This is a genomic window from Arthrobacter sp. MOO21 (assembly GCF_057369995.2).
Genome location: NZ_CM170671.2, coordinates 2,727,006 through 2,750,166, shown reverse-complemented (window position 1 = coordinate 2,750,166; position 23,161 = coordinate 2,727,006). Strand labels below are relative to the sequence as shown.

18 protein-coding genes are annotated in these 23,161 nt (G+C 66.9%); 6 read left to right on the top strand and 12 right to left on the bottom strand.

All coding sequences use genetic code 11. The features are described 5' to 3' along the window. Positions 1–444: 444 nt before the first annotated feature. Entirely contained in the window at positions 445–1,704 is a 1,260-nt protein-coding gene (locus AC2JAJ_RS12735; protein ID WP_501053150.1) for an MFS transporter, read from the bottom strand. Then, positions 1,688–2,974 carry a putative lipid II flippase FtsW gene (gene ftsW / locus AC2JAJ_RS12730; RefSeq protein ID WP_486415587.1) on the bottom strand — a complete coding sequence of 429 codons (1,287 nt, stop codon included), beginning with the start codon at positions 2,972–2,974 and terminating at the stop codon, positions 1,688–1,690. Before ftsW ends, AC2JAJ_RS12735 begins: the two co-directional genes overlap by 17 nt. 203 nt (positions 2,975–3,177) lie before the next feature. On the opposite strand from ftsW, the gene AC2JAJ_RS12725 reads away from it, so the two are divergent. After that, positions 3,178–4,728 (top strand): LCP family protein, encoded by a 1,551-nt coding sequence (locus tag AC2JAJ_RS12725; protein ID WP_486415588.1) that lies wholly within the window; start codon positions 3,178–3,180, stop codon positions 4,726–4,728. An 11-nt stretch (positions 4,729–4,739) separates the two neighbouring features. On the opposite strand, the gene AC2JAJ_RS12720 is transcribed toward AC2JAJ_RS12725, so the two are convergent. From AC2JAJ_RS12720 to AC2JAJ_RS12695, 6 genes are all read right to left on the bottom strand, one after another. Further along, the gene (locus tag AC2JAJ_RS12720; protein ID WP_221386311.1) at positions 4,740–4,922 is read right to left on the bottom strand and encodes a DUF4177 domain-containing protein; all 183 of its coding nucleotides are present in this window, start codon (positions 4,920–4,922) and stop codon (positions 4,740–4,742) included. Positions 4,923–4,935: 13 nt separating this feature from the next. Further along, positions 4,936–5,571 carry a hypothetical protein gene (locus tag AC2JAJ_RS12715; RefSeq protein WP_486415589.1) on the bottom strand — a complete coding sequence of 212 codons (636 nt, stop codon included), beginning with the start codon at positions 5,569–5,571 and terminating at the stop codon, positions 4,936–4,938. Then, positions 5,568–6,140 (bottom strand): RNA polymerase sigma factor, encoded by a 573-nt coding sequence (locus AC2JAJ_RS12710; RefSeq protein WP_486415590.1) that lies wholly within the window; start codon positions 6,138–6,140, stop codon positions 5,568–5,570. Before AC2JAJ_RS12710 ends, AC2JAJ_RS12715 begins: the two co-directional genes overlap by 4 nt. 15 nt (positions 6,141–6,155) lie before the next feature. Then, positions 6,156–6,815: a hypothetical protein gene (locus AC2JAJ_RS12705; RefSeq protein WP_486415591.1), complete on the bottom strand. Its 660-nt coding sequence runs from the start codon at positions 6,813–6,815 to the stop codon at positions 6,156–6,158. Between the two features lie 489 nt (positions 6,816–7,304). Then, positions 7,305–8,756 carry a DUF222 domain-containing protein gene (locus AC2JAJ_RS12700; protein ID WP_501053149.1) on the bottom strand — a complete coding sequence of 484 codons (1,452 nt, stop codon included), beginning with the start codon at positions 8,754–8,756 and terminating at the stop codon, positions 7,305–7,307. A 127-nt stretch (positions 8,757–8,883) separates the two neighbouring features. Continuing rightward, entirely contained in the window at positions 8,884–10,059 is a 1,176-nt protein-coding gene (locus tag AC2JAJ_RS12695; protein ID WP_486415593.1) for an acyltransferase family protein, read from the bottom strand. Between the two features lie 143 nt (positions 10,060–10,202). Between AC2JAJ_RS12695 and AC2JAJ_RS12690 the strand changes: the two genes are divergently transcribed. Beyond that, on the top strand, positions 10,203–10,940 hold the full coding sequence (locus AC2JAJ_RS12690) for an ANTAR domain-containing protein (RefSeq protein ID WP_486415594.1): 738 nt from the start codon (positions 10,203–10,205) through the stop codon (positions 10,938–10,940). A gap of 298 nt (positions 10,941–11,238) precedes the next feature. Here AC2JAJ_RS12690 and AC2JAJ_RS12685 read toward each other — a convergent pair whose 3' ends face one another. Then, entirely contained in the window at positions 11,239–12,264 is a 1,026-nt protein-coding gene (locus AC2JAJ_RS12685; RefSeq protein ID WP_486415595.1) for a DUF6454 family protein, read from the bottom strand. A gap of 270 nt (positions 12,265–12,534) precedes the next feature. On the opposite strand from AC2JAJ_RS12685, the gene AC2JAJ_RS12680 reads away from it, so the two are divergent. Then, positions 12,535–13,653 (top strand): glycerophosphodiester phosphodiesterase family protein, encoded by a 1,119-nt coding sequence (locus AC2JAJ_RS12680; RefSeq protein ID WP_486415596.1) that lies wholly within the window; start codon positions 12,535–12,537, stop codon positions 13,651–13,653. 78 nt (positions 13,654–13,731) lie between these two features. On the opposite strand, the gene AC2JAJ_RS12675 is transcribed toward AC2JAJ_RS12680, so the two are convergent. After that, on the bottom strand, positions 13,732–15,201 hold the full coding sequence (locus AC2JAJ_RS12675; protein ID WP_501053148.1) for an FAD-dependent monooxygenase: 1,470 nt from the start codon (positions 15,199–15,201) through the stop codon (positions 13,732–13,734). Positions 15,202–15,674: 473 nt separating this feature from the next. Between AC2JAJ_RS12675 and AC2JAJ_RS12670 the strand changes: the two genes are divergently transcribed. The 3 genes from AC2JAJ_RS12670 (at position 15,675) to AC2JAJ_RS12660 (ending at position 21,433) form a co-directional block, all read left to right on the top strand. After that, positions 15,675–18,638: a BTAD domain-containing putative transcriptional regulator gene (locus tag AC2JAJ_RS12670; protein ID WP_501053147.1), complete on the top strand. Its 2,964-nt coding sequence runs from the start codon at positions 15,675–15,677 to the stop codon at positions 18,636–18,638. Between the two features lie 581 nt (positions 18,639–19,219). Then, the gene (locus AC2JAJ_RS12665) at positions 19,220–19,498 is read left to right on the top strand and encodes a hypothetical protein (RefSeq protein ID WP_221386299.1); all 279 of its coding nucleotides are present in this window, start codon (positions 19,220–19,222) and stop codon (positions 19,496–19,498) included. Between the two features lie 246 nt (positions 19,499–19,744). Further along, the gene (locus tag AC2JAJ_RS12660) at positions 19,745–21,433 is read left to right on the top strand and encodes a peptide ABC transporter substrate-binding protein (protein ID WP_486415600.1); all 1,689 of its coding nucleotides are present in this window, start codon (positions 19,745–19,747) and stop codon (positions 21,431–21,433) included. Positions 21,434–21,483: 50 nt separating this feature from the next. Here AC2JAJ_RS12660 and AC2JAJ_RS12655 read toward each other — a convergent pair whose 3' ends face one another. Together AC2JAJ_RS12655 and AC2JAJ_RS12650 are read right to left on the bottom strand one after the other, a co-directional pair. Next, positions 21,484–21,669 (bottom strand): hypothetical protein, encoded by a 186-nt coding sequence (locus AC2JAJ_RS12655; protein ID WP_501053146.1) that lies wholly within the window; start codon positions 21,667–21,669, stop codon positions 21,484–21,486. Between the two features lie 632 nt (positions 21,670–22,301). Then, a complete protein-coding gene (locus AC2JAJ_RS12650) occupies positions 22,302–23,141 on the bottom strand; it encodes an SGNH/GDSL hydrolase family protein (protein WP_486415601.1) in 840 nt (279 codons plus the stop codon). Between the last annotated feature and the right edge of the window lie 20 nt (positions 23,142–23,161).

Below are 23,161 nucleotides of genomic sequence, written 5' to 3'. Positions count from 1 at the left end.
AGGCCCGCCGCACCCAGTGTTGCCAGCATGCCACCCAGGGCCACAAGGTAATCGGTGATGGTCATTGTCCTGCGCTCCTTCGTACTGCGTCGTACTAAGTGATGGCCTCAAAGTAAGCCCGCAATCTGCTCGATTCCTGAAGGATCGCCAAGGGTTTGGGTCAAGATCAGGTAAAGGTATGGTTGCGGAGTTCCACATGCTTGGCCCCCCACCCTTCTGTTTGTGGGCCGAGTCCGTATTATTCAGGGATGTGGACAAAACAAAGCCAAAGCTTCTGCCCCTCGTGCGGCAGGACCACTAACCACGTCACACACTTCCAGAAGGACGACGCCGGCGCTTTGGTTGCGAGCGTCCGCTGCACCGAGTGCCCCGAGCCTTCCGGGGCGGCCGCCTGAGTTTCACAGGCAGCCAGGCGGATTGCCAGCCAGGCGGAGTGAAGAGGGTTCAGCCGGTACGGGGCCGCACGGCGGGGAAGATGGCCAGGGCCGCGGCTTGGACGACGGTCACGGTGACGGCCAGCGCGAAGAGTGACTGCTCGTACAGCAGGCCGATCAGGAAACTTCCGGCCAGCCACGCAAGGCCGTAGCAGGCGGTGAACATGCCGTACGCACTCCCGCGGCGCCCTGCCGGGGCGAGGCCGGCCACTGCTGCGCGCATGGTGCTTTCCTGCACGCCCATCGCCGCTCCCCACACCAGCACACCCACGACGGCGAGCGCCGTGTTGTTGCTGAACCCCAGCCACGGGACCGCAGCTGCCAGGACAGGAAGCGCCAGGAGGACCTTCAGCCCGATCCTGTCGAAGAGCCAGCCGGACGCGAGCGCCGCCACGGCATCCACCCCCATGGCCACGGCGTAGAGGACCGGGACCAAGGCGGCGGGCAGGAGCCCGGTGGACACCAGGTGGAACGAGAGCAGGCCGAACGTGGCGTAGCCGAACATGGTCAGGCTGCTGAACGCGGCGTAGACCCAGTACTGCCGCGGCATCGGGACCCGCGTGCGGTCGGTGGCCGGCACCTCGCCTGCCGCAGCAGGAGCGGCCCCCGGCACAGGGGCTGGCCCGCCAGGCACCGCAGCCTCGTACACGGCGGGGTCGGGAACCCGCCGCTTGAGCCGGAACAGGATCAGCATGGCAGCGAGCCCGGGAACCGCCAGCAGCAGGAACCCAGGGCCGTACGTTCCGCTCAAGGCCAGGGCCACACCCCCCAGGAGCGGACCCAGAAGTGCGCCCACCTGGTCGAGGGCCTCGTGCAATGCGAATGCCTTGCCCTGCCCCAGGCCGGCGCCGGCCTCGGCGAGCATCGTGTCCTTCGCCGGGCTCCGCACAGCTTTGCCCAGCCGCTCAAGCAGCACCAGCAGGCACGCAACCCACAACGCGTCGGTGATCCCCAGCAGCGGCACGGACAACGCGGTGAGGCCGTAACCGCTGAGGGCCAGCGTCCAGCGCAGCCCGGGCCGGTCCGCCAGCCGCCCGAACAGCAGCCGCAGCACCAGTGCCACCGCCTCCCCCGCACCGGTGACCACGCTGACCAGGAGGGCGGATGCGCCCAGCACGCCCAGGAAGGGGCCGGTGACGCTGCGGGCGCCCTCGTACACCATGTCCATCAGCGCGCTGACGATCCCGAACACCAGGATGAAGCGGATGGCGGTCATGGGCGCGGCCGGAGCGCCGCCGGCGTTACCCCGGACGTTACCGCTGGTACTCATGCCGGCGGCCGTTTCCCCGGCCAGCTGTCGAGCCAGGCGAAGCACCCGCCGCGGCCGCACCTGCCCCGGCACGCCGCGGATCAGGCTTGCCACCCACAGGTTCCGGCCGTGTCACCGCCAGGACGATCCCGATCCCGGCCAGCGAGGACACCATGGCGGAGCCGCCGTAGGAGATAAACGGCAGCGGGACGCCGATCACGGGCAGCAGCCCGCTGACCATGGCGATGTTGATCACGGCCTGCCCCAGGATCCAGGTGATCACGCTGCAGGCAACGATCCGGGAGAAGGTGTCCTGGGTGCGCGCGATCGTCTTGAACACCGCGATGGCCAGGATCGCGAACAGGCACAGCACCAGCAGCGTCCCGGCCAGGCCCAGTTCCTCGCCCAGGATAGTGAAGATGAAGTCGTTGTGGGCTTCCGGGATCCAGTTCCATTTCTGCCGGCTCTGCCCCAAGCCCAGCCCGAACCAGCCGCCGGAGGCCAGCGCGTAGGTGCCGTTGGTGGCCTGGTAGCCCACGCCCTGCGCGTCCTCGGCCGAGCCCATGCCCAGCCAGGAGGAGATCCGGCCCATCCGGTTGCCGCTGGTGGCGGCGAGGATCAGGGCCGCCACCGCGCAGATGAGTCCGGCCACGGAGAAGACCTTCATCCGCACTCCGCCGTAGAACATGGTGGCGGCGAGGATCATCATGATGATCATGGTGGTGCCAAGGTCGTGTCCCAGCGCCACGATCAGCATGATGAGCCCCCCGGCGGGCAGAACCGGGACCACCGCATGCTTCCACTGCCCCAGCAGGGCCTGTTTCCGGTCCAGGATCGCGGCGCCCCAGACGATGAGCGAGAGCTTGGCAAACTCCGACGGCTGCGCGGTGAAGCCGCCCACGCTCAGCCAGTTCCGGTTGCCGTTCACGGACATGCCCAGCGGCGTGAACACCAACACCAGGGCCACCAGGGAACCGATCAGCAGCGGCCAGCCGAGCTTCCGGATCCGTTGCACCGGCAGCCGCGCCAGCACCAGCATGATCACCACGCCGGCCACGGTCCACATGGCCTGCTTCAGGGGGAGGTCGTACGGATTGTTTCCTGCCGCCACGGATTCCACGGACGACGCCGATGCCACCTCCACGAGGCCGATTGCCGACAGTGACAGGACGGCTGCCAAGATGACCGGCCGCAGGCGGCCTGGGGAGTCGTCGGCGAGCAGGAAGGCAAGGGTCCGCTTCCGCTGCCGGGGTGTGCGGACATTCGCCGTCTGTTGTTGTCCTGTATTCATCTGTCCGTTTCCTTGCCCGCGCCGCAGGCATCCCCCATCGCCGCTTCCACAACCGGAGCGGGCACCACCGAGAACATAGAGTACGCCTCCAATGGCCGGGACGCGTGGCGGCAGGGCCGCTCCCACGCCCGTTCTAAGGGAATTGCCAGCTTCGGCCTGTAGGCTTTTCCGACACCTGCCCCCCTTCCAAAGGTTATTTTGCTGTGCTCGGTTCCAAGAATTCCCCCGGCCCGGAGCAGGACGGCACGGAGAATCCCCACTCCGGCCCCGTGTCCTATCCCGGCCAAGGCGAGCTGTACGCCGCCAGTACCTCCCGCCGTCGTGCGTCCCGCCGCAAGCCCCGCTGGGTCAAAGTCCTCACCGCCGCAGTGGCCGTGATGCTCCTCGGCGTGCTGGCGTTCGGCGGCTACTGGGTGTGGCGCCTGCAGTCTAACCTCAGCACGTCCGAACTGACGGCCGGAGGCCAGCGGACCGAGGGGACCGCCAATGACAGCACGGACCGGCTGCAGATCCTGGTGCTCGGGTCCGATACCAGGAGCGGCAACAACAGCAAGTACGGCACGGCCGAGGACTCGTCCGGGTACGGGCAGTCAGACGTGATAATGCTGCTGGACATCTCGGCGGACAACAAGCACGTCAACGTGGTGAGTTTCCCCCGCGACCTGCTGGTGGACGTCCCGTCGTGCACCGATTCGAAGACCGGCGAGAAGTACCCGGCGCGGCAGGACGCCATGATTAACAGCGCCATGGCCCAGGCCGGGATCGGCTGCGCGGTGGATACCGTAAACAAGCTCACCGGCCTGGAGGTGGACCACTTCATGATGGCCGACTTCAATGCCGTCAAGGAGCTGTCCAACGCAGTGGGCGGCGTGGAGGTCTGCGTGAGCGACGCTGTCAACGATCCCGATTCAGGGCTGAAGCTGCCCGCCGGCACCTCCCAGGTGCAGGGCGAACAGGCGCTGGCGTTCCTGCGCACCCGGCACGCCTTCGCCAACGGCGGGGACCTGGGCCGGATCAAGGCGCAGCAGGGCTTCCTGGCCTCGCTGACCCGCAAGCTCAAGTCCGAGGGCACGCTGGCCAACCCGCAGAAGACGCTCACCATCGCCGATACGGTCACCAAGAACCTGACGGTCGATTCCGGGCTGTCCTCGGTCCCGTCGCTGCTGACCATCGCCAACCGGCTCAAGAACATCGACCCCGCCAGCGTCAACTTCATCACCGCGCCCACCGTCCCCGCGCCCGAGGACCCCAACCGGCTCGCGCTCGATGAACCGGCGGCGTCCAACTTCTTCGCCGCGCTGCGCAACAACCCGGACCTGAGCCAGCCCCCGGCCACCCCCACGCAGACGCCGACCACGCCCGCGCCGCCGGCCTACGACAAGTCGCTCCAGCCGGTTTCCATCGCCAACGGCACAGGCGTGGCGGGGCGGACCACGGCGATCGCCGGGATCCTTGCCGATGCCGGTTTCACCAACGTGACCAAGCTGCAGGGCCAGGTGCAGCAGCAGACCATGGTCTACTACGGCGCGGGGTTCGAGGACGTGGCCGCGGACGTGGCGGCACTGTTCGGGCTGCCGGCCAGCAGCATCATGCAGGTAGCGAATGTCCAGGGCGTGCAACTGTACGCGGGTACGGACTTTGCCACCGGCACCAAACCCGCCGCCCCGCCGTCGTCCGCTGACTCCGGCGGAGGCGTGGTGGCGCAGACCGGCAGCGACCAGACCTGTGAGTCCACCAACCCCGGGGGCTACTAAACGCCCCCCGTTCAGCTGACGACCCGCCGGCACAGGGCCTGCGGGGCTGAGCTGAGGTTCGCGAACATGGTTCCGGGGCGGATGGCCACCACCTCCCAGCCCGCCTTGGCCAGTTTCTTCAGCTCCTTGGCCTGCTGCCGGGGCCGGCTGTCCACCTGGATGGTGACGTACTCGTAGTCCGGGGTGCTGTCCATGACGAACCTTCTTTCAGTGCCCCCGTTGTGCCGGGGACGGTTTCGTGGGGTGGGCCGGTGGCGTGGCAGCCGATTCCCCCGGGGTGGTTCCGGTCCGGCCCGGCGCGTTCTGCGCGGGGGCCGGAAGCTCCGGAACACGGGCTGGCGGCTGGGTGGAACCCGGATTCCGGGCGGGAGCCGGCGCCGGGCGGCCGGAATGGCCGTGGGTGACGGCTTCGACGACGGTGGTGATGGTCTGCTGCGCTGTCTCGCGGAATCCCGGGTCAGTTGCGGCGACGGCCGCCGTGCCGGCTCCCATGGACGCAGCTACCACCAGCACGGTGAGCGTTGCGCGGCGGTGCTTGCGTCGCCGCACGGCATCCAGGCTGATGGGTTCCGGGCTGGCGGGGTCCGGGCTGGCCGCTTCGGGGTTGTCGGGGTCGGGGTTGTCGGGGTCGGGGTTGACCGCTTTCAGGCTGACGGGTTCGAGTTGGGCCGGGGCCGCCGCCATCAGGGCGGCGAGCCTGGCGGACGGAACCACCTGCGGGCCATCCGCGAAGCAGCGGAGGTCCAGCAGCGCTCCCTTCAATTCGGGTGCCTCGTCCCAGCCGGCTTCGAAGAGCAGTTGATCGACCACCTGCTCGTCGTGAAGTGTGTGCCCGGCGGTCATCCCGGCACCCCGCTCCCTATGGTCAGCTGCTTCCGGAGGCTAACCAGCGCCCGGCGCTGGAGTTGCATGACGGCCGCCGGCGATTTCTGCATGATGGTGGCCACCTCGTTGACGGAAAGCTCCGCGATGATGCGCAGCCGCAGGACCTCGCGGTGGTCCGCACTGAGGCCGGCGAGCATCGCCAGGGCGTCAGCTTCGGCGTCGCCGTCCACCACCAGGTCTTCGGCCGACGCGCTCAGGCGGTGGTCCCGGCAGGGGTCGTATTCCACCGGGGCGGCTGCCCTGCCGCGGCGCCGGTGATGGTCCACCAGGCGTGCGTGCGCGATGGAAAAGACCAGTACCCGGATGCCCTCTGCTCCCCCGTGGACCGCCCCGAGCTTCGGGTAGAGGGCCAGGAAAACGTCGTGGGTGACGGCTTCGGGATCATCCACTCCCCCGGCCCGCAGGTAGCCTGCAACTGCCGGGGACAGGGAGCGGTAGATGGCGGTGAACATCGATGCACGGTCGCCATCACCCCGCGACGCCGATACGTCATCGGGGTTCAGCCGCGCTACCCGCCCCCAGGACATCCCGCGCGCCCTGGCTCAGGGTTTCCCTGCGGTGGCAGGCTTGTGCGAGGGTCCCCTGTCGGCCTGGACCGTATTGGCCTGGCTTGATGACACCTGGTTTGATGACCGGTCCGCGTCGGGCTTGTCCTGGTCGTCCTGTTGGTCATTCTTGTCTGGCTTGTCCTGCTTGCCCTGATTTCCCGGGTCGTCGGGACGGTGCCCCGCGGAGTTGCCCGGAGCCGGTACGGACTTGCAGTACTCGGCGATTCCGCCCTTGCCATCCGCGGCCGCTGCCAGGGACTTGTAGGCGGTGGAGGCCGGATCCAGGCCCCCGTGAGTAAACGCGGTGCACAGTCCGAAGGCGGCCGGACCGGTGGCGGCCGGACCGGTGGCGTCCGGACCTCCGCCGTCGTCGGAGTCCGTTCCCTGTGCGTCGGCAGCCTTCTCCCGACCCCGCCCCTGCCCCTGTCCCTGTCCCTGCTCGGCGGCGTCCGGCCTTTGGTCCGGAACTGTCGGGAAGGCCGTGGGCAGGTCCGCGGGCGCCGGGGCGCCGATCAGCTCATGGCTGCCCTGCTGCAGCGGCGCCGGGAGTGTCCCGGTGTAGGCAGCCGCGGCCGCTCCTCCGGCGGCGATGGTTCCCCCGGCCAGCAGCCCAGCCGCGACCTTGCTGGTCACCAATGCGGTAAAGAACGACATAAAGTCCCTCCCCTGTGAAAAGCCCAGACAACGCTTGCGGACATCAGGTCCATGCTCAGGTAATCGCCGGAGGGACAGGAACCTGACGGAGAATTCCGAAAGATTCGATCAATTCCATACACCTCTCTGCCCCTTCTTCCTGCCCTTCCTGACCGCAGGGTGCGGAACATCCCGCCCTGTGGCCGAAGTCTACGAACCATACGGAACCGAGAAACGAGTAGCCGGTACCCGATTTCCCCTGCCCGGGCCGCAGGCGGCGGGTACGGGCTGAGTGGGTTCGGACTGAGTGGGTTCGGACTGGGTGCGCCCGGGCTCTGTGCGCCCCCACGCATGCTTGAACACGGCAGCAGCCAGGACCCCTGGACCCTGGACCCTGGACCCTGGACCAGCGGCACTCAGAAACCTGGACCGTGGAGCGGCGTCATTCAGGACCCGGTACCGGGCGCCGACGAATGCCTCGTTCCCCCCGTCTACGCGCACAGGAAGCATCTACCCGTGTAGGAATCGTTCCAGGGCCCTTTCTCCTAGGGACTGCCCGGTGAAGACAAAGTCCGGCGGGTCTCCCGCCTGCGGCTGGACGCCGGGTGGCCACCAGGGCGGTTCCCAGTCCTGGAGTTCACTGATGTAGTGCCGGCCGGTGGGTGAAAGCCAGCCGGGTGGCTCGTGTTTGCTGGCCGGAGTGGGTGTCCAGCCGGTGGTGTGGCGGAGCCTGTGGTGTTTGCGGCAGGGCTGTCCCAGGTTGCTGATGCCTGTGGTGCCGCCGTTGGCCCAGGCGAGGATATGGTCGGCGTCGTTGTCCAGGGAGTTGTTGCTGCAACCGGGAAAGGGGCATTTGCCGTCGCGCATCCGCAGCCAGGCCCGCATGGCTTTGGTCACCCGGTAGCTTGTCCGGCCGATCTCGAGCGGCGCTCCGTCCCGGGGATCCACGAGTACCCGGTAGAACGAGTGGGCGCCGTTGGCGACCAGCTGCCGGGCCATGGACGCCGGGATCGGTCCGTAGCCGTCCAGCATGGCCGGCTCGTCCGTCTGGCCCGTCAGCGAGGACACCGGGACGGTGACCAGGACCTGGGCGCGGATCCGCGAGGACAGGCCAGCTCCACGGCCGTCCGCGTCGGTAACACCGGCGGGGCTCCTGTTGCCCAGAACCGCCTCAGCGAACGTGTCAGCGCAGAGCTGGGGCATGCTGCGGTGTTCGTCCGGGCCCTGCATGCTCCGGGCGGCCGCGGTCAGCCGGTTCCAGCCCGCCAACGCCTGATCGGCACGCAGGTAGGCGGAGAGCCAGGCCATGCCGTTACCGTCCGGCCGGAATTCCACCCGCCGATCCGCTACCCCCTTGGCATGGCGGATTTCGATGCTCTCGGCATGATGACGTTCCCGCCACGTCCGGGCCTTGCCCCTGAACCGGTGTGCTGGCATCTGCCCCACCGGGCATCCCCTGGCAGGGTCCGGAGCGTCAGGGTCCAGGAAATGGGCCTCCAGCGCGCCGGCACTGGCAGCATCAAGACTCGCCGTTTCGTCGACCATGGCCAGAGCGTGCTGCCAGGACAGGGCCCCGGCTTCCAGTGCCGACAGAGTCCTGGGCAGCGTGGTGGCAAGGGCGTGGGAGGCGGCCAGGAACGACGACGCGGCCCGCGGCCCCAGAGCCAACACACACCCGATCTCCGCCGCTACAGCCATCTCCTGCGCCTGGACCGGCGCATCGGGCCCGGGAACAGCGTGGGCGCTCTCCGCGTACGTCACAGCGGCCTTCGCCTTCAAACCAGCGAACCCCGCCTCCACCTCACGGGCCCCGGCAAGAATATCCAAGCAACCATCCGCCAAACCAGCCAACGGATCAGACGCCGAAAACGCCTCCGGACCGGCCCCATCCGCCTCCGCGTGAAGCACAGCAAGGGCAGCCCTGATATCCGCATAAGCCTTGGCCACCGCTGCTTTCCCCATGAACCAATCATCAGGGGAGGGTCTGACATTGTGGCAGGTGGCCCCAGCCGTCATGAGCTGGAAGCCCCCGCGATGCGGGAAGGCCTGCCCGCGCGCCGTCCTTCGGCCGGCTTAGCCGGAAACCGGCCTACCCGGAAACTGCCACCGGCGCCTTTGCACGCTCGGTGGCGCGGGGTACGACCGGGGCGTCCAGCTTTTTGTTGGCCCAGCGGCGCAGCGGCAGCTCCACCAGGCGGAAGGAGGCATAGGCCACCAGCACGGTCGCGGCGGCGGAGAGCGCGATGCGCAGGGGCACGTCCGGGACGAGGCGCATCAGCAGGAGGTACACCGGAATGTGCCAGAGGTACATGCCGTAGGAGAGGTCGCGGCCGGGCCGGGCGAGCCACGGATGGCTGAGGATGCGTCCCATAAAACCCGCCGGCTGCAGGACCAGCGAGCCGATCAGCAGCGCTGCCAGCAGGGCAAGGCCTGTGGGCCCTACGGTCCAGAAGGTGTTGAACCAGGCATTCGAAGCCTCCGGTTCCTTGAACAGGAACACCGCGGCCACCAAGGTAGCGGCCGCGAGCGGGGCACCCCAGCGGGCGATCCACTGCAGGACGCGGTGCAGGCGTGAGCCATCCCGGAGGGCGGTGAACAGGAGTGCGAGGGCGCAGCCGATCAGGAGCTCGTCCGCCCGGGTGTCCGGCCCGTTGTACAGGCGGTTCAGCGGCGCGCCGGACATGACCAGCACGAACCGTTCCAGCAGGAAGGCCGCGGCCAAGGCCAGCGTGGCGAACGCAACGGTGCGGATCTTCCAGAACCGGAGCATAGCCAGCAGGAGCAGGGGCCACACCAGGTAGAACTGCTCTTCGACGGCGAGGGTCCAGGTGGGACCGAGGGTTTCCCCCTGGATGGACTGGCCGAACGTGCCAACGTGCGCCAGGTTCATGACGTAGGCGGCCGCGGGCAGGATGAAGCCCGCCTGCCCGCCCAAGCCGGAGGCCGGGAACACGAAGCCGACGGCGAGGATCACCGCGCAGAGGAACAGAAGGGCCGGCCAGAGCCGGGCCAGGCGCTTGGCATAGAAGACGCGAAGGTTCAGGCGGCCCGTCGCGAGCCGCTCCTTCATGATCAGCAGGGTGATCACGAAGCCACTGAGGGTGAAGAACACGTCCACGCCGATCGATCCGCCCGGGACCAGTTCGGTGGCCGTATGGAAGAGGAAGACGCCGGCGACGGCGACGGTGCGGAGCCCGTCCAGGGCGTGCTTCCGCCCGGAGATGAGCGGGTTTTGGGGTGCTGCCGGACGTTCCGAAACTGACAAATTTCCACTGCTTGACCTAAGAACCACTCAACAAGCATATATAACGTTTCCATAACTGCGCTGGGCGAAGGCTGGGTGAATGCTGGCAGCGGCGGTTCCCACCATGCCTTGCTGCGGCATCCCGCCGCTTCTAGATTGAACTCATGGTGGACCCAGACATGGCTGACGACTTCGAGAGCCTCGTTGACCTGATCGCCGGCACTGAGGACATAAAATCCGTCCTCGACGGGCTGACCAGCTTCGCCGCGGCCACCATGTCCGCCACCACGGGAGCGCAGATTGAATGCGCCGTCACCCTTCACAGGCGCAGGCGCACCGCCACCATCGGAGGCAGCAGCGCCAAGGCGGTGCTGCTGGACCGGATTGAACAGAACCTGGGAGACGGGCCCTGCGTAGAGGCCTTGGAAAGCGGCCTTCCCGTTCTTCTCGGTGACGTCTCATCGGACTCTCGATGGCCGGAGTACCGCAGTGCACTCTCCGCCGCAGGCATCGCCAGTGCGCTGGGGATTCCCATGGACCTTGGGGACGGGTCCGGGGCGGTCCTGGATTTCTTCGCTCCCAGGAGCGGGCTCTTCAGCGAACAGGCAGTCGCCGACGGGATGAGGTTCGCGGAGATGGCAGGAAAGGCGCTACGCCTCGCTGTCCGGATCGCGTCGGCGGACCAGCGCGCCCAGAATCTTAAGGCGGCAATGGACACCAGGACGGTGATTGACCTGGCATGCGGGATCATCATGGCCCAGAACCATTGCAGCAAGGATGCGGCTTTCGATCTTCTCCGCAGTGCTTCCAGCACTCGGAACCAAAAACTCCATGACCTCGCCCAGGCCGTCGTAGACCGCTTCCCCGGTTCAGCGGACCCTGAAGCCCATTTCGAGGACTGAAGGCCCGGTCGGGTCCGGAGGCCAGCCACACTGCTGGCCCCCGGAGAGGAAGACGGGATGCGGCCCACCCCCGAAAAAGGGCAAGTCCCTTGGGCCACATCCGCGTCGGCTTGGAGGGCGGATGCGCGCCGGGGAAGGGGTGCTTGCTGCGGCAGTGGCGGCGGGAAGAGGCTCCGATGACGGCATCCAACGGCCGTCTGCATGACCCGGGCCAGTTTAACAGGATTACTTCCAGGACTGACAGCCCCGAAGGCCCTATTTTCTTATGTGGGAATCTGCTAGGAGGCCATGTGGGGTATTACCGCCGCAGAGCCACGTCGGCTTCGTACGTGAGGATTTCGGTGCCGTTGCCTTCCTCGCCGTTGTCCGGTGCCACCGTCATGGTGAGGTGCCCGCCGTCGGCCGTCATTTTGAAAGGATTGCGCGTGGCCACGTGCCCGGCGGTGGACCATTTCTGGAACGGGACCTCGCGGGCCACCTCGTGGGACTTCAGGTCGATCATCGCCATGCCGCCCAGTTCGTAGGTGGCTGCCGTGCCGCCGGCTGCCGGGGTCTGCGGAAGATTGGTGACGCCGGCGCAGAGCATTTTGGCGTTGGGGACGTACTGGCAGTCCTGGTAGTCGATGAAGTAGTTCGGGTTCTCCCAGGTGGCCAGCTCCTTGCCCTGGAGGTCCCATTCGGCGAACCGCCCCGAGCCCCAGGTGTTGCCCACCAGGTGGCCGGTCTGCTTGTCCAGGACGACGCCGCCGAAGTGGTCCTTGACTTCGAACTGCTTATGGACGTCCAGCGTGGCTGCATCAACCTTGTAGATGATGGCGCTGCTGTTCGGCCGGTACTGGGCTACGGGGACCCAGACGTTGGTGCCGTCGAAGTCGATGCCGCCCGGGTGGTACATGTCGCCTTCGCCCAGGATGATGTCCTTCTGCAGGTTTCCGGCCCTGTCCATGACGAACAGGTGTCCGACGCCCTTGCCGGCCGTGCGGTCGTACCCACCCTGCGGTGCGGGGTACTTGACGGTGGGTTCGGTGATCTGAACGGCCGAGAGGAAGATATGGTCCTGGCTGTAGGCGATTCCCTCGGTGTGGTACGTGGGGAAGTTGAGTTTCAGCTTGGAGGTCTGCTGCCAGGCTGTGTTGCGGTCGACGGCGTTGAACGCGTCAGCGAGCGCGGTATCAGTTTCGTGGTGGACTCCCGGGTCCGGGCTGGCGACGGGGCGGCTGTTGCCGCCTGCTGCCTGGGCGGCGGCGGTGCCGCCGACTGCTGACGCAGCCAGGATGACGGCGGCGGCGGCCGTGAGGACGTGGCGGGTAGTGGACGAGCCCATGGGGAGCCTCTCAGGTTGGGGTCTGCACAAGACAGCGCCAAGTTACTTGCCGGTAATTAACCGCTTCCGGCGGGCAGGTGAACGCCAGGTGGCGTTATGGCGCACCCGCCCGTAATCCCGGTCCATGGGATCCGTCTTCGAAGGACCGCATCCGCCGTTCACTTCCCGGTCATGAAGAGTCTCCCCGGCCTTCGCCGGGCCGTTTCCGCATATGGGAACAGTGGCGAGGGCCCAACCGGGCCCCTCCCTCCCCAACCTGGAGACAATCTCATGAAGTATGCAAAGCTGCTGACCGCAGCCGCCGTGTGTACCGGCATGGCTTTGGGAACATCCCTCCCCGCGCACGCCGCCGACACCAACCCCAACGGCACCGCAAACCACTTTGACCTTGAGGCGCACCGCGGCGGCATCGGCCTGACCGTGGAGTCCACCCTGGCATCCTTCGCCAAGGGAATGGAGACGGGCGTTTCCACCCTCGAGCTGGACCTGCAGATCACCAAGGACGGCCGCGAGGTCATTACGCACGACCGCAAGATCAGCGGGCAGAAATGCCAGGACACGGCGCCCGTCACCCCGGATGACCCCGCATTCCCGTACGTGGGGAAGTACATCAAGGACCTTACGTTCGAGCAGGTCCGCAGCCTGGACTGCGGCTCCCTCACGCTGCCGCAGTTCCCCGGCCAGCAGGCTTCCCCTGGCGCCAAGATGCCCACCCTGGCTGAGGTGTTCGACCTGGCCAGGCAGTACCGGGCCAGCCAGGTCAAGTTCAACATCGAGACCAAGGTGGAGGCAGGTGCCCCGGAGCAGACCGCGCCAAGGGAACAGTTCGTTGACGTTGCGCTGCGCGAGATCAACGCCGCCCGGATGGCGGAGCGGGTCTCCATCCAGAGCTTTGACTGGGGCTCCCTGCGCATGGTGAAGGAACGCCAGCCGGGGATCCGCACGGTAGCCTTGACCAACAAGGACTTCCTGCAGGCTGGACAGCCCGGCGCCTCACCCTGGCTGGGCGGCATTGACGCCGACGACTTCGGCGGAGACCTGGTCGACGCCGCAGCGTCCTTCGGCTTCGACGCCATCTCCCCCGTCCACGGCACGCCGCAGAACGGCAAGGTCACCGATCCCGGGTACGTCCCCTACGTGACGGCCGATATGGTGACGCGCGCCCACGCCAAGGGCATGCAGGTCATCCCCTGGACCGTGGATGACAAGCCCACTATGCGCGCCTTGATGGACGCGGGCGTGGACGGCCTCATCACCGATTACCCCAACCGGTTGCGCGAGGTCATGGCTGAGCGGTCGCTGAAGCTGCCCAAGCAGTACACGCTGGAGCCCGGCGCTTCGGCATCGGCAGCGGCAGCGGCATCGGCAGCGGCAGCGGCAGCAAACTAAGGGACGTGCCGGACCCGCGCCAGTGAATCCGGAACCTTCGGCGTCCCCGGCCGGTCCCGTTTAAGCTGGCCGCTGGCTTCACCCGGCGCCGGCCCCAAACCAGGTGGCGAGGGCTTCGCCAAGACCCCCGGCGGAGCCCTCGCCCACCCAGGCCACGTAGCCGTCGGGCCGGACCACGACGGCGGTCGGCGCGGCCACGGTGCCCAGCACCGGAAGCTGCCACGCGCCGTCGTACGTTGCCGCTACGTGCCGGACCCGGCCGGCCCAGGCGCCCAGGTCCAGTGCCGGGCCGCCGAACTTAAGCAGCACGGGCCGGGCCTGGTGCAGCAGTTCGAAGACGCGGAGGGGTCCGTCGGCGGTGGCGAGGTCAAGGTCGGGCATCCGCCGACCCAGCAGGGGATGTGCGGGCACGGGGTGCCCGGGCATCCCGTGCCCGTAGGCCACGTCCAGCCCGGTGACCAGCGCGGCGATGGGCGTTCCCGCACCGTCGACGTGGAGCACCTCGTCCAGCAGGTCGCGCAGTGCTTCCTGGCGGGGGTCGGCCTTCTGGAAAAGCGACTGCGCCATGGTGTACTGGAGCGCCCGCGCCCCGGCGGGATGACGCTCCGCATGGTAGGTGTCCAGCAACTCCTCCCGGGCGATGCCGCGGACCACCTGCCCCAGCTTCCAACCGAGGTTGACGGCGTCCTGCAGTCCCAGGCCGATGCCCAGCCCGCCGGTGGGCGAGTGGACGTGGGCTGCGTCCCCGGCCAGCAGGATCCGGCCTTTCCGGTAGGCTCCGGCCTGGCGGGTGGCGTCGGTGAACCGCGAGAGCCAGGTGGGGCTGTGCACGCCGAAATCGGTGCCGAACACTTCCACCAACTCCCGGCGCAGGTCCTCGAGCGTGGGTTCAGTGGTGGGACCGAGCACGGCCTCGGTCACCACGACCCGGACCGTGCCGTCCCCCATCGGGTACAGCCCGTGGACGCCGCGGGCGTCCACTTTCCCCTGCTGCGCCGGCTCCCCTGCCGCCTTGACCTCGGCGATGAGGCTGCTGCGGGTCGCGTCCGGGCCCGCGAAGGCGATACCGGCGGAACGCCGGACTTCACTGCGCCCGCCGTCGGCGCCCACAACGTAGCGGCCGCGCACGGGGCCGCCGGACGCACGCTGGACATCCACGCCGTCGTCGTTCACTGCAACCCCCGTGACCTCCGCGCCGCGGCTGATGCGCACGCCCAACTCCTCCACCCATTCCAGGAGCAGCCGCTCGATGTGGTTCTGGAACAGCGCCAGCGTGTACGCGTGGCGCGTGGGCAGCCCTGACAGGTCGAGCTGCGTGCTGCCGAACGTGGCGGTCTGCACGGTTTTGCCCGCGGCCAGGAAACGGCCGGCGATGCCGCGCTGGTCCAGCAGTTCGATGGTGCGGGAGTGGATTCCGCCACCGCGCGAGCCCGCCAGGTCCTGGGTGTCCCGCCGTTCGAGCACCGCGGCGTCCACCCCCGCCAGCTTCAGCTCCCCGGCGAGCATCAAGCCGGTGGGCCCGCTCCCCACGATCACCACGTCATGCATGTGCGCCCCCGCTTCGTTCCGCTTTCCGCCTGCAAGTATGCGGGGAACCGGGGGCCTTGCGGCAAGGCCCCCGCGGCGAGGTACCTTGGAAATAGAGGGGGCTACGCGCGCCCTATCGGCATGAAGGCAAAGGGAAAGCCCCTCCTAGGAGGGGCTTTCAACGTAGTGGTCATTTGTCTTCTGGCAATGGTCAGTGGTGATGCACTCCCCCTTCCCGGACGCCCCCGGCGCCCATCCGGACTATGACGCACACCACTTTAATAGCCCGGCCCGGCCCAGTGAAGAGGGCTGGGCAAAAAAGTTGGCAGGACGGCGGCATAGTCCCCAAAACGGGCAGCAGACAGTTATAGACGGCCCCGCTTCTCGGGAGCATGATGGGGTCAAGCTGGTAGCAATGCAACGGGTCCTCGTGGAGCGCTCGGTGTTTGGCGGTCGAGAGGGCTGGTCACCGTCTGGTGAGGAGGTTCCTCGCGATGAGTGCACTGTGGATACGTGCCCTGGGGCCGCTGGACGTGGTGCTCGACGGAAAGCACATACCGGTTGGCGGCACTAAACAGAGGATTGTGCTGGCGTGCCTCGCGTTGCGGGCCAACATCGTGGTGACAACTGACACCCTTATCGATGCCCTGTGGGCGGACAGCCCGCCCAGCAAACCCGGTCCGCAGCTCCAGGTGTACGTTGCAAACCTTCGGCATGCTCTGGAGCCGGCCCGTTCCAAGGGAGTCGCTTCCCATCGCTTGGTGGGCAGGGCGGGAGGTTACGTGCTCACTGCCACCGGGCAAGAGTTGGACCTCGTTCAGTTCCGCGAGCGCGTGAAGTCCGCAGAAGCGGCAGTAGAGGCCGGGGATATTGCCGAGGGCGCCGAATGCCTTCGCGAGGCGGTGGAACTCTTCACCGGCCCGGTCTTTCCCGACCTGGCAGACATACCGCCGCTCCGGCCCGAGCTCGACAAGCTGGAGGAAACCCGCCTGAACACGCACCAGGACCTGATCGATGTTGAACTGGCTTTGGGCAGGCACGCGGAACTCGTCGGCGAGATCCAGGCCCTCCTCGCCGAGCACCCCTACCGGGAGCGGCTGTGGGCACAATTTGTGCTCGCCCTCTACCGCTGCGGCCGCCAGGCCGAAGCCTTGGCGGCGTGCCGCAAGGCGTACCGGGTGTTCACCCACGAACTTGGCATCGACCCCGGGCCGCAGCTGAAACACCTGGAGAATTTGGTACTGCGGCAAGACCCTTCCCTCGCAGCTCCCGCCCGCGCAAGCCACCGCAGGCACCACCAGCGCATAGACAACCTTCCGGCCGAACACACAGCCCTGCTGGGCCGCGACGCCGAAGTGGAGGAAGTCTGTGCCCTCTTCGCCTCGGAAGGCTGCCGGTTGCTCACCATCACCGGCCCGGGGGGAACCGGCAAGACCCGCCTGGCACTGGCAGCGGCGGGCCGGCTTGGTGCGGGGATGCCCGACGGCGTGTGCTGGGTCGATCTTGCACCGCTCAGTGACGTCCCCCAGGTTCCGCCCGCCATAGCGTCTGCGTTGGGCCTGGAGGATTGGACCGGCTCTGATCCGCTCGGCACAACAACGAACTTCCTACGGTCACGCCGTTTGCTGCTGGTGCTCGACAACTTCGAGCATCTGGTGGAGGCGTGGACCGTCGTCGCCGATTTGCTCAGCATGGCACCAGAGTTAAGGATCCTGGTCACCAGCCGGCAGCCGCTGAGGATCAGGGCGGAGTACGAGTACGACCTCGCACCGTTGGCGCTCCCCCAACTCGACCCGCCGCTGGCGTTGCCCGTCCTGGCGCAAGTACCTGCCGTTCAGTTGTTCCTCACACGCAGCCGGGCTGTCCGGCCTCTTTTCGAACTCGGACCCGGCAACGCCTTTACCGTGGCACGCATCTGCCACCGCCTTGATGGGTTGCCGCTGGCCATAGAGTTGGCTGCCGCACAGCTGCGCGAGCGCGATGAGCAAGCACTGCTGCAAGACCTGGAGGTCAGTTTGTCCACGCTGCGCGGCGACCTCCGCGATCTCCCGGACCGCCAGCGGACGCTGTCGGCCACCATAGCGTGGAGCTACCGGTTGCTTTCCGGGGCCGAACGGACCCTGTTGGAACGGCTTGGCGTCTTCGCAGCCGATCCGAGCGTCGAGGCAGTGCGTTCGGTTCTCGACGGGGCTTGCGATCCGGATGAGGTTGATGCGCTCCTGACCGCCTTGTCACGGCACAGCCTGCTCCACCGGTACAAGGACGATTCGGGGATAGGGAGGGCATCGCTGCTGCAGGTCATCCGGGAGTTCGCCCGCGGCCGTTTGGAGCTCAGTGACCAGGCGGACAGCGCGCGCCGGCGGCACGCGGAGTATTACCTGCGCGTCGCCGAGGAGCTTGGCCCCCGCCTCTGGGGATTCAACCAGGTGGACGCGTTCCACCGCCTGCGGGCTGACGGAGCAGACCTTCGCAAGTCCCTGCTGTGGGCGTGCGGTCCTGACGGCTCCAAGGACATGGCGCTGCGGCTCGTAGGCCAGTTGTGGCACTACTGGCAGATGGTGGAGGACCTGTCCGAGCCATGCGGCATCGCTTTGAAGTTGCTCTCGGAGACGCCCTCTGCCCCGCCGGAACTTCGGGCACCGGCGCTGAGCGGAACTGCGACCCTTAGCTGGATCCTAGGGCGCAATGCCGAGGCGACCAGGCTGCATGAGGAGGCGCTGCAGGCGTTCACGGCGGCCGGCAACGGCCAGGGAGTGGCGTGGTCCACCATCTGCCTGGCAGTGCAGGCCATGGAGCGCAGCGACAGCGCATCGGCACAGCGGCTCGCCGGGCAGGCGCTGGCCATGCCACAGTCCAGTGCCGCCACACGGGTAGCTGCCCTGATCTGTCTGAGCCGGACTGAATTCTACGCGGGCCGCCATGCCCGCGCCCTTGACCTGTGCAAGGAGACCCTCCATCTTGCCCGTGCCTTGGGGGACCGTCTGTTCCTGGGAATCGCGCTGACGAACCTGGCGGAGAGCATGGAGCAGACGGAAGACTTCGATACCGCTGAGGAGCTGTTGCTCGAAGCCCTCACAGCCACGCTTGACCTGGGCGCCCAAGCCAACATCGTTGGCTACCTTGAGTCGCTAGCAGGCATCTACATTCATCAGGACCGCATTGAACTGGCTGTCCGCGTACTAGGTGCAGCCAACGCCTACAGGAACGACCGAAGCTATCCGCTGAGTGCGCCGGAATCGCGGATCGTGGAATCGATGCTGGCCGACGCCCGGACGAAAGCCGGCCCCATCCGCTTTGGACTGGCGTGGGCGGCAGGCCAGGGCCTGACCCTTGCACAGGCCGTCCAAGAGGTTCTGCCGCCGGACAGTGGAAGAGGGGACGAGCCTGGGGTAATGCAACCCGGCAGCGACGCCATTGCGTCCGGTGGCGTTCCCGTCAGCGCGGCCCCCTGGACTTAATCCCTCCGCAGGTCCGGCAGTGCGCAGCCCCGCCTGCCGCCACACATAGATTCTGTACGCATCAGCACGTCCAGAGTGCGTGCTTCGCTCAACCGCGCCCCCCTAACAACTAGGCCCAGCAGCCTGGAAGAGCTTAAGGATCAATTAAGCCCCCGGCGGGATTCTTGAGTCATCAAAGCACCGAGACCCAGCAGCCTCCTTGTGTAGGCCGGGCATCCAAAGGAGAGCCTGATCATGAAGCGGATAGAAGCCCCACATCGCGTCCATCACCAACCATTACCGGGCCGGGTTGAAGGTGGGCCGGAAACCTTCCGCCAACGGCCCTGCTGGCAGTCCGCATCAGCTCCGGAGCGCAGGAACTGGGCGGAAGACCTCTGGCCCGACTGCCGGAAGTGACCGCCGCTTTTCCGCAGGACCGCAACCACCTGCCAATCGGCACATTCTTCGCCAAACCGGCGAACGCCTGAACGAAAAACGCTCAGGAAAACCAGCCGTCCCCGTGGGCGGCATCGCATGAAAGGAGCAGTACGTTGTTCACGCTTAAAGGACACCATCGCACCACCGGGCACAATACCCAGCCAGTGTCCGCAGAAACCAAACGGTCTGATGGAGCACGACAGGGGAAGCTGCCCCTCGCCGTCGCAGCCGCTGCCGCAGCCTATATTTCGGCGGGCATGCTCGCTGCCCCCGCCCAGGCCGCCACAACAGCTGAGGGGTGGAGCGAACCCCTGGCTGCCCCCATTGCGGTGCCGTACAGCGAGGACGAAATCCGCGGCCTGCAGCAGGCTGGTGACCTTCTCGGTGCCAACTCCCGCATGATGGCCAACGCGTTCGCCGCGGGCAAGGTGTACCGGAGCTAACAATTCCGGGCCTCCGGCAAAGGAATGCAGAAGTTCCCTACGCGAACCTCCCGGCTCGCGCAGGGAACTGCCTTGTGGGTACTGGTCTTCAAAGAGGGGGTACTGGCCCTCAAGGAGGGGGCACCCGCGGGCCTTTTGGCCCTAGGTCAGCATCCCGCCCGGCCATACCGTGAAACCCCCTTAGGCGCCGTTACCGACGCCGCTACCGAACAGCGGACTGACCCCCATCGACTGGTAGGAGGCGGAATGCGTTTTTCGCGCGCTGCCAAAGTCCGAGGCACCATTGCCATTACTGCCGCCTTGGTCGTGACCGGATGCGATGGCACAACGGGCGTCAAAGGCGGTGGCGAGCCAACGGGAAGCAACCCCGCCAAGGTCATCACCGCATATGGCAGCGAACCGCAAAACCCGCTGCTGCCCGGGGCCACCAACGAATCAGGCGGCCTGCGCGTGGTGGAGCTATTGTTCGAGGGCCTGCGCGCCTACGACTCAAACGGCAAACCCGTCAATGCGCTGGCAGAGTCCATCGAAACCGCGGACTCGCAGAACTGGACCATCAGGATCAAGCCCGGCGCCAAGTTCACCAACGGTGAGGCCATCACAGCCAGGACCTTCGTCGATTCCTGGAACTTCGCGGCGCTCAGCACGAACCTCCAAAACAACGGCTCATTCTTCGCATCCATCGAAGGCTATGCCGACGTCGGCGCCGTCAACGAAACCACGGCCCCGGACGGCACCACCACCTCCTCCCCCGCCCCGACGGCGCAGACCATGTCAGGGTTGAAGGTCAAAGACGACCAGACCCTCACGGTCAAGCTGGTCCGTCCCGAGGCTGACTGGTCGCTGCGGTTGGGCTACTCCGCCTTCTACCCGCTTCCATCCCAGGCGCTCACGGACCCGAAGAAGTTCGGGGAAAACCCGGTGGGCAACGGCCCGTACGCCATGGAGAAGGAGGGAGCCTGGGTGCATGACCAATCCATCTCCCTGGTCAAAAACCCCGATTACAGCGGCCCCCGCGCCGCGCAGAACGGCGGGGTAACCTTCAAGTTCTACACCGACCCCGGCCCCGCCTACACGGACCTGCAGGCAGACAACCTGGACATCAGTGACATCCTGCCCGCCAACGCACTCAAGACCTACAAGAGCGACTTCCAAAACCGGAATGCCGCCAAAGCGGTGGCCGTGAACGCAGCCTTGGTCATTCCGCCCTACAACGCGAACTTCCAGGGCGAAGCAGGGAGGCTGCGCCGCCAGTCGCTATCCCACGCCGTCAACCGGGAAGAGATCACGAGGGTGGTCTTCAACAGCACTCGCACGCCGGCCACGGAGTTCACGTCGCCGGTGCTCGATGGCTACTCGGACTCCATTCCGGGTAACGACGTCCTGAAGTTCGACGCCGAGAAGGCCCAAAAGCTCTGGGCGCAGGCAGAAGCGCTGAAGCCGTACGACGCCACGAAACCACTCAGTTTCACCACGAACACCGACGGCGGCAACAAGGAGTGGGTCGATGCCGTCGCCAAGGGCGTGGAGAACAACCTGGGCATCAGGACCGAGGTCCATGCACTCCCCAGATTCGCGGATCTTCTGGACCTGCGCCTGTCACAGTCCCTCCCCGGCCTGACGAGCACCGCATGGCAGGGCGACTACCCCTCGCTGTACAACTTCCTGGGCCTCGAATGGAGCACGGGGGCATCTGCCAACCTCGAGAAGTTTTCGTACCCCGAGTTTGACCAGCTCCTGGAGGAAGGCCTCCGGTCAACCGACCCGGCACAGGCCAACGCCAAGTTCAACCAGGCGCAGGAAGTCCTCTTCAGGGAGCTGCCCGCGTTGCCGCTTTGGTACAACAACCAGCCGGTGGTGTGGAGCAACAACGTCCTGGCCGCCGAGACAGGCTGGAACGGGGTCATCCGCTACTTCAGCGTCAAGGCCAGGTGACGCCGGCTGCCGGACGCGTACGACGGCGGCACGCGGCCACCGCGGTGACGTTACTGGATGAGGTAGTGGCGTTCCTCGGCCAGCGCCGGCTTGAAGGCCTTGGGGAAGACGGCCTTCGACAGGGCCTTCAGGCCGATCGCCGGAAGCAGCACGGCGGCGATGCCAATGGACAGGCTGGTCCAGCCGATGTTTTCGAGCGTGCCGAGCGTGGGCGCCTGCGAAGCAGTGTTTGCCAAGGTTCTGACCCTTTTTGTGAGACCGGTAATCGCTACAAGGTTACGGCACTCGCCCGGGCTGCAGAAAAAAGACGGAGCGCACAAATTTTCGTGAGTCTTGATCAATTCTTGACGGTAAGTGGCGCTGTTGTTGAGCGAGGGCCTCCACAGTGATGCATGAAGGCACGGAGCGCACGAGATGCACCTGGGAATCTGGGTCCCAGTTACCCCGGGCCTACGTCGGATAAAACCGATGGTCTCAACCGCTTGGCGGCGTCACGCAACGGCGCCGCCAAGCGCTTCCACATTCCATACAGACCAGGGGCCGATGGCGGAGGCCAGCGGATCAGCGTCGATTCGCAAAAAAGCCATCGGCCCCCACATATCACCCACGACGACGACACCCGGCTTCAGCGCCCGGAAGCGCGGTTTAGGAAAAGCCGCGCTGGGTACAGATTCACCAGAAGAGCCCCGCGGAAGAAGATATCCCCCGCGGGGCTTTTCGCGGTTCTGGAAATCGGCCAAAGGGATTGGTGGTGACGCGCCCGCCGCACTGCGTTTTCGACGCGCAAAAAGGCTATCGCGGCCCATATATGGGTAGCGTCAGCCTGTTTGCGTGTCGAGAAATGCTATCCGCGTCGAAAACGGTGCACCTACCGGGTCAGGGCGGCCCAGGATTCCAGGAACTTGCTGGCGATGTAGGCGTGGCCGGCGCTGTTGGGATGGGCGCCGTCGAAGTCGAAGCCTGGACTGTTGGCACTGGTGAACCAGCCGGCCTCGATCGCATCGATGTACGGAGCATTGGCGGCCGCGGCACCTGCCCGGACGGCGCTGTTCACGCCGCGCAGTTCTTCGGCCAGGGGCTGGGGCGCCGACGGCCCCATGACCACCACCTGCATGCCGGGCCAGAACCGGCGGGCCGCCTCGATGGTCTGCGTGGTGGCAACCCGGACCTCATCCGGGTTACCAAGCTGGGAATCGTTCTGCCCGCCCTGCAGGATCAGGACGTTGGGCACGAACGCCGGGTTGGCCGCGATCTTCCGCAACCGGGTCTCGTATTCGCCGCCCAGCTCGTCCTGCGCGCCGCCGCCCCAGGCGAACCCGGTGCCGCCCACTCCGTCGATGGTGGCGGGATAACCCAGCTCCCTTGCAACGAGGTACGCCCACCCCTGGTCCGGCCGGGCTGCACCGTCCCCGAAAGTGTAGGAATCCCCCAGGATCAGGAGCACAGGCTCGGCCGGCAACTCGATCCGCACGGGTGGTGCCGTGGCGGTGGCGGTAGCAGTAGCGGTGGCCGCGGCAGTAGGGGAAGCAGAAGCAGTAGGCGTGGCCGCCAAGGGGCCGGCCGGTGCAGGACGGGCGTCGTCCACTGCGGGCGGGCCCATCAGGGCGAGCGCTGCCACCGCGAACGCCGCGGCTGCCAACACAATGAGGGCAGCGTACTTGATCCACTCCCGCGCCACGATGCGGGGGCGCCCGCCGTTCCTCGTCACCGGCACATCCTACCGGCCGC

Coding starts and splice junctions, on each gene's coding strand:
- AC2JAJ_RS12735 (WP_501053150.1), bottom strand. CDS start 1,704: ATGAGTACCAGCGGTAACGTCCGGGGTAACGCCGGCGGCGCTCCGGCC.
- ftsW (WP_486415587.1), bottom strand. CDS start 2,974: ATGAATACAGGACAACAACAGACGGCGAATGTCCGCACACCCCGGCAG.
- AC2JAJ_RS12680 (WP_486415596.1), top strand. CDS start 12,535: ATGAAGTATGCAAAGCTGCTGACCGCAGCCGCCGTGTGTACCGGCATG.
- AC2JAJ_RS12675 (WP_501053148.1), bottom strand. CDS start 15,201: ATGCATGACGTGGTGATCGTGGGGAGCGGGCCCACCGGCTTGATGCTC.
- AC2JAJ_RS12690 (WP_486415594.1), top strand. CDS start 10,203: ATGGTGGACCCAGACATGGCTGACGACTTCGAGAGCCTCGTTGACCTG.
- AC2JAJ_RS12660 (WP_486415600.1), top strand. CDS start 19,745: ATGCGTTTTTCGCGCGCTGCCAAAGTCCGAGGCACCATTGCCATTACT.
- AC2JAJ_RS12720 (WP_221386311.1), bottom strand. CDS start 4,922: ATGGACAGCACCCCGGACTACGAGTACGTCACCATCCAGGTGGACAGC.
- AC2JAJ_RS12685 (WP_486415595.1), bottom strand. CDS start 12,264: ATGGGCTCGTCCACTACCCGCCACGTCCTCACGGCCGCCGCCGCCGTC.
- AC2JAJ_RS12715 (WP_486415589.1), bottom strand. CDS start 5,571: ATGACCGCCGGGCACACACTTCACGACGAGCAGGTGGTCGATCAACTG.
- AC2JAJ_RS12705 (WP_486415591.1), bottom strand. CDS start 6,815: ATGTCGTTCTTTACCGCATTGGTGACCAGCAAGGTCGCGGCTGGGCTG.
- AC2JAJ_RS12700 (WP_501053149.1), bottom strand. CDS start 8,756: ATGGGGAAAGCAGCGGTGGCCAAGGCTTATGCGGATATCAGGGCTGCC.
- AC2JAJ_RS12710 (WP_486415590.1), bottom strand. CDS start 6,140: ATGTCCTGGGGGCGGGTAGCGCGGCTGAACCCCGATGACGTATCGGCG.
- AC2JAJ_RS12670 (WP_501053147.1), top strand. CDS start 15,675: ATGAGTGCACTGTGGATACGTGCCCTGGGGCCGCTGGACGTGGTGCTC.